Raw genomic sequence first — 5,282 nt, 5'->3', positions numbered from 1 at the left:
CAGTTGGAAGTGTATGGCTTCCCTCGTGTGAAGAGAAACTCAGGTTATGTTGTCTTCGAGTGTTACCAAGATGGAGATGCCGACAAACTTGCGAGAGGTTTAGACTTTAAGTCTTTAATTTTTGCTCGACAAATGTTTGCGGTAGCAGCTGAGTTTCAATCGTTGCCAAGTGATGACCGCATTAGTCCAATTTTGAATGAACTAGCAGACATTGAAGCATTCCCTCGTTGTGGTGATTTGAGAATTGAAACGCCAGATACAAATGAAGCGAAAGAGCTACTGAAATTCTGCCGTAAGTTTACCGTCCCAATGCGTCAAGCGTTGCGCGGCAAAGGCTTAATGCTGAACAAAGATAACGCGAAAAAACCAGTACTGCACATTTGCTTTGTTGAGCCTGGCCACTGTTACGTTGGTTACTCTTACACTGACAACAACTCACAGTTCTTCATGGGTATCCCTCGCCTTAAATTCCCAGCAGACGCTCCAAGTCGTTCAACACTTAAACTGGAAGAAGCATTTCATGTCTTTATTCCACGTGAAGAGTGGGATGAGCGTTTGGCACCAGGTATGTGGGGTGTGGATTTAGGTGCATGTCCAGGCGGTTGGACGTACCAATTAGTGAAGCGCTCAATGTTCGTTCACTGCGTTGATAACGGCATGATGGCAGACAGTTTGATGGAAACTGGCCAGATCAAGCACCATATGGTGGATGGTTTTAAGTTCGAACCAGACCGCAAGAACGTAACATGGATTGTTTGTGACATGGTGGAAAAGCCAGCTCGTGTTGCTCACCTGATGGGACAGTGGCTGTTAAAAGGTTGGGCAAAAGAGGCCATCTTTAACCTTAAGCTGCCAATGAAAGGGCGTTATGACGAAGTGCTGCAAGACCTTGAAAATCTGAAGCAGTTCCTCATTGATAATAAGGTAAAGTTCAAGCTACAAGCTAAACATTTGTATCATGATCGTGAAGAAATCACGATTCATATCCAATGTCTGTCGAATATTTCACCTTACTAACTTTATTCCCCGAGTCTTTTGGGAATAGTGATTAGAATAGAAAAAGCGCCTTCAAATGGCGCTTTTTTAATATCTGAGTGTTTCATGGTGTGAAACTACCATCGGGCACTACTCCGCTTTGTTTGGCCCTAAAAAGCGAATATCTTGCAAGTTAAAGCCTAGTTCTATATCGCACTTTAAAGCGGCGACGAGTTTACATAAACGAGCAGACTCAATGTGCTCATCCAATTTTTTACGGTATTTCGGTACGAGATCTTCACTAGCGTAGGCTGCTTCAATACTCTCAAACTGAGTGAGAATCTCTTTCGCTGCTTTCGGGCCAATTCCAGGTACGCCCGGAACCTGGCTAGAGCTTATCCCTGTTAATCCCCAGTAATCCGCTAGTTGACTTGGTTTTACGCCGAACTCTTTTTCGATAAATGGTTCATCTAACCAACGATGTTGGAAATAATCACGGATTTGTAGGGTAGGGGAAAGCAGCTGGCAGTAACCTTTGTCAGTCGAAACGATGGTGACCTTTTCACCATGGCTGGCCACTTTCGTTGCGAGTGTAGCAACCAAATCATCTGCTTCATCGCCTTCAGACAGCAATGAATCAATACCTTGCTCCCACCACGCTTGTTGAATCGCATCTAACCCTTGCAGTAGTGGCAGAGGCATTGGTTTTCGGTTTTGCTTATAGTCAGGGAGAATTTCAGCGCGCCAACCTCTGTCTTGTTCGTGGTGATCAAAAACTGCGATGATGTGTGTCGGGTTGGCCTCTGACAGAATGCGAGTGAGGGTTCTTTGCGTTGTGGTTATGGTTCTTGCTATGTCGGTTGGATCTGGTTGTGCTGAGTGCACTCGGCGGATCAGGTTTAGGGCATCAATGATAACAAGATGAATAGACATAATGACTTAGCAATAAAAAAGGGGCGTAATGCCCCTAGTGTAACGAATGCTAGCCTGACTATCGACCACCAATTTCCGGGTGAGCGATTCGATAACACGGTTCGTAGTCTGAACCGCCAGGTAATTTCATTCGGTGCTGTTCGACAAAGTCTTTTAGCAACTTATCGAGTTTTTTCATGAGGACTGCGTCGCCATGAATGGTGAAAGGCCCTCTACGTTCTATTTCTCGAATGCCTTCAGCCTTTACGTTACCTGCCACTATGCCAGAGAAGGCTTGACGCAAGTTGGCCGCTAAAACTTGCGGTTCTTGATCTAGGCTTAAATCCAATTGTTCCATCGACTCATGAGTAGGCTCGAATGGCAGTTGGAAGTTTGGCTCAATTTTCAATGACCAGTTAAAGCTGTACGCATCGCCTTTCTCTTTTCGGTGAAGGCGTACCGAGTCCATGGAGCGTTTCATAATACGAGCGACTTCTGCCGGGTCGTCAATGATGATCTCGTAGTGCTTTTGCCCTTCCTCACCAAGTGTGTCGCGAATGAACTCATCAATAGAGCGGAAGTACTCTTCACTCTCTTTTGGTCCTGTTAATACGATAGGCATTGGCTGATCGGCGTTATCCGGGTGCATCATGATGCCAAGAATGTACAGTAGCTCTTCCGCTGTGCCCGGGCCACCTGGGAAAATAACGATACCATGAGCCATACGGACGAAGGCTTCCAAGCGCTTTTCGATGTCGGGCATGATGACCAGTTCATTTACTATTGGGTTTGGTGGCTCGGCCGCAATAATCGAGGGCTCGGTTAAACCAAGATAACGTTGCTGAGTATAACGTTGCTTTGCGTGCCCAATCGCTGCACCTTTCATCGGCCCTTCCATTGCGCCAGGGCCGCAACCTGTACAGATGTTAAGTTCACGCAGGCCCAGTTCGTTACCCACTTCACGTGTGTACTGATACTCCACTCCATTGATAGAGTGACCACCCCAACATACGACAAGATTCGGTGCGATACCTGGAGTTAATGCTCTGGCATTACGAAGAATGCCGAACACGAGGTTCGTAATGTGAATTGGGTTAGTAAGGTTGAGCCGCTGGGCGTCTGCCAAATGCATGTTTACGTAAACGATATCACGCAATACGGAGAACAGATGTTCTTGGATACCTTTAATTATTTCGCCGTCAACAAAAGCGTGCTCTGGCGGATTAGTCAGCTCAAGCTTAATACCACGCTCACGACGCACGACGTTGACATCAAACGATTGGTATTTATCGAGCAGTTCTTTCGAGTTATCGGTATGGCTACCGGAGTTCAACACCGCTAATGTGCAATTACGGTACAGCTGATAAAGTTCACTCGAGGCTGTGTTCTTTAAGCGCTCTACTTCTAGTTGAGATAGCAAGTCCATGCTACCAGCGGGGCTTATATGGGTAATCATAACGCCTCCTTGTGTTGCATTAATTTGAGGGAAAGTACCAACTTACCTTTTTGGTGTTATACGTATGGTTTGATGAAAGGTAGTTGGCCGATTTGGTTTTATGGTTATCAACTCCCAAGCAACCTCAAGATGATACATTTGCCTTTTATAAATACATCATCTTGAAGTGACTTGGGTTTTTACAGCTTAGCAGACTAAAAGGGAAGAAATGTGATAACTCGTTGAAAATGGGTGGTTATAAAGCGTAGATTGCACCAAATTTGGTTTGTTTGCTCGCTTTTTGTACGAATTCTAGCTCCAGTTAAGCTGGTTTGTTCCACGTTTTTTAGCGTCCGCAAGCATCTTGCCAAGACGATCGAGCACATACTCTGGCGTATCGGACTCTTTGAAAGACGTCGATACAGCAGCTAAGGTAATCATGATATTTTGCTCACGGAACTTAAAGGGTAATTGGCTAATATCACGCTGGATATGCTTAATCAGATCCAGTGTGTATTCTTCAGATTGTTCCGGGACAAGTAGAATAAACTCCTCGCCACCAAAGCGAGCCACTGTTTCCGTTTCTGATACGCGTTTATTAATAGTACGAGCGATGATCTTCAGCGCTTTATCGCCAGCCGTATAACCATAGCTATCATTCACCGCTTTGAAGTTGTCTACATCAAACAGCACAACACGAAGGTTTTGTTGAGAGCGAATCCAACGGCGATACTCTAGCTCTAGTCGATCGTTAAATGCAGTGCGGTTATAAACTTTAGTCAGCGGGTCGAGCAACATACGCTGAGCTTGGTCATCTAAGCGTCGACGATAATCTTGCGTAGTTTCAAATACCGCTTCGAGTTGGTTCTTACTGTAACTTAACCGCTCTTGCAGCGCTTGCTCTCGCTCTTCCGTCATTTTCAGTCGCTCTGTCAGCGACGCCATTTTTTCGAGAAGAGGCGTGATTTCTTTTTTCACAACCGCGATATCTTGAGCTTGATTAAGTGACTTTTGGCTTAATTCAACCAAGCTGTTCATTTCTGTGTTGAGCTCTTGGCGGTGTTCAAAGTAGGTATGATGCTGGTCGACGTTCTGATGAACGGTTTTTAGGTTACTTGCGAGAGAAGTGTTCAGCTGATCAAGGAATTGGCTAGACGCCTCGCGCTCGAACTTTGTTGCTTCGACAACCAATTTCAGCGTTGAGAGCGTAAGCTCAATGAGAGACTCGGCACTCACGCCAAGGAGCAACTTAGCGCGAATATCCAGCAATCTATCGCCTGATTCTCCCTCGAAATCCAGCTCTGTAATAGTATGTTGGAGGTCGCTGGCTAAGCACTCAAGCTGAGATCTGTCGGGATTGTTTTCAAATTCACTAAGATGTAGACGTGAATTAGACGTGATGATTTTCAGAGCGCGTTCGTAAATACTCAGTAGCTTAGTGGCTTGATCAGCTTTATTGCTGGCGTGAACTTCAGAGAAACTCATCAGGTTCCGTAGTTCACGTTTTAACTGCGCAGGTAAGCCCGTGACACGTTGCAGTGTTTCACCACTGTGCTTGATTTGTTCGTCAAGGTAACCGTTTTGTTTATCCATCGTCTTCGACTGCTGTTTGAGCATCCTCTCTAATACCGCTAAACGCGGGATAAGAGTGCTGATATCTTTTTGATGTTGCAGCTCTTGTTGGATTTCAAATAGGTAGTTGGATACCTGAGTATTCGAACCCTGGCAAGCTGAAGACAATGATGCCACAACGCGTTTAAGAACTTGTTGTTCACGTTTGAATTTGAGTGAAGTATCACGATGAGTCAGTCTGAGTTGGTCAAGTTGACAACTCAGCTGATGCAGCTGCGACTGAATATCGGATTCCAAGATTCCCATGAAGTGACTACGGTTAAGTCCATGTACTACTGACAATTATCTGATAATAACAAAAAACTTTATAGCGTCATTAGTTATTACG

Annotated in this window: 4 protein-coding genes; 1 reads left to right on the top strand and 3 read right to left on the bottom strand. The window is 45.2% G+C overall.

Features of this window, described 5'->3' with window-relative positions:
- A partial coding sequence (gene rlmM / locus R7041_RS22605) for a 23S rRNA (cytidine(2498)-2'-O)-methyltransferase RlmM (protein WP_318073011.1) occupies positions 1-1,017 on the top strand: 1,017 nt, incomplete at its 5' end.
- Positions 1,018-1,125: 108 nt separating this feature from the next.
- Here the strand turns inward: rlmM and xni are convergent.
- From xni to R7041_RS22590, 3 genes are all read right to left on the bottom strand, one after another.
- Positions 1,126-1,908 carry a flap endonuclease Xni gene (xni, locus tag R7041_RS22600; protein WP_138940417.1) on the bottom strand — a complete coding sequence of 261 codons (783 nt, stop codon included), beginning with the start codon at positions 1,906-1,908 and terminating at the stop codon, positions 1,126-1,128.
- 58 nt (positions 1,909-1,966) lie between these two features.
- Complete coding sequence (ppnN, locus tag R7041_RS22595) at positions 1,967-3,343, bottom strand: nucleotide 5'-monophosphate nucleosidase PpnN (RefSeq protein ID WP_005383611.1); 1,377 nt, start codon at positions 3,341-3,343, stop codon at positions 1,967-1,969.
- A 291-nt stretch (positions 3,344-3,634) separates the two neighbouring features.
- Positions 3,635-5,200, bottom strand: a complete 1,566-nt coding sequence (locus R7041_RS22590; protein ID WP_005381978.1) for a sensor domain-containing diguanylate cyclase — start codon at positions 5,198-5,200, stop codon at positions 3,635-3,637.
- Positions 5,201-5,282: the final 82 nt, after the last annotated feature.

The organism is Vibrio sp. 1751 (assembly GCF_033339895.1).
In the GTDB taxonomy this organism is placed as follows: Bacteria; Pseudomonadota; Gammaproteobacteria; order Enterobacterales; family Vibrionaceae; genus Vibrio; species Vibrio alginolyticus.
This window is presented reverse-complemented; position numbering and strand designations above follow the sequence as displayed.

Coding starts and splice junctions, on each gene's coding strand:
- xni (WP_138940417.1), bottom strand. CDS start 1,908: ATGTCTATTCATCTTGTTATCATTGATGCCCTAAACCTGATCCGCCGA.
- ppnN (WP_005383611.1), bottom strand. CDS start 3,343: ATGATTACCCATATAAGCCCCGCTGGTAGCATGGACTTGCTATCTCAA.
- R7041_RS22590 (WP_005381978.1), bottom strand. CDS start 5,200: ATGGGAATCTTGGAATCCGATATTCAGTCGCAGCTGCATCAGCTGAGT.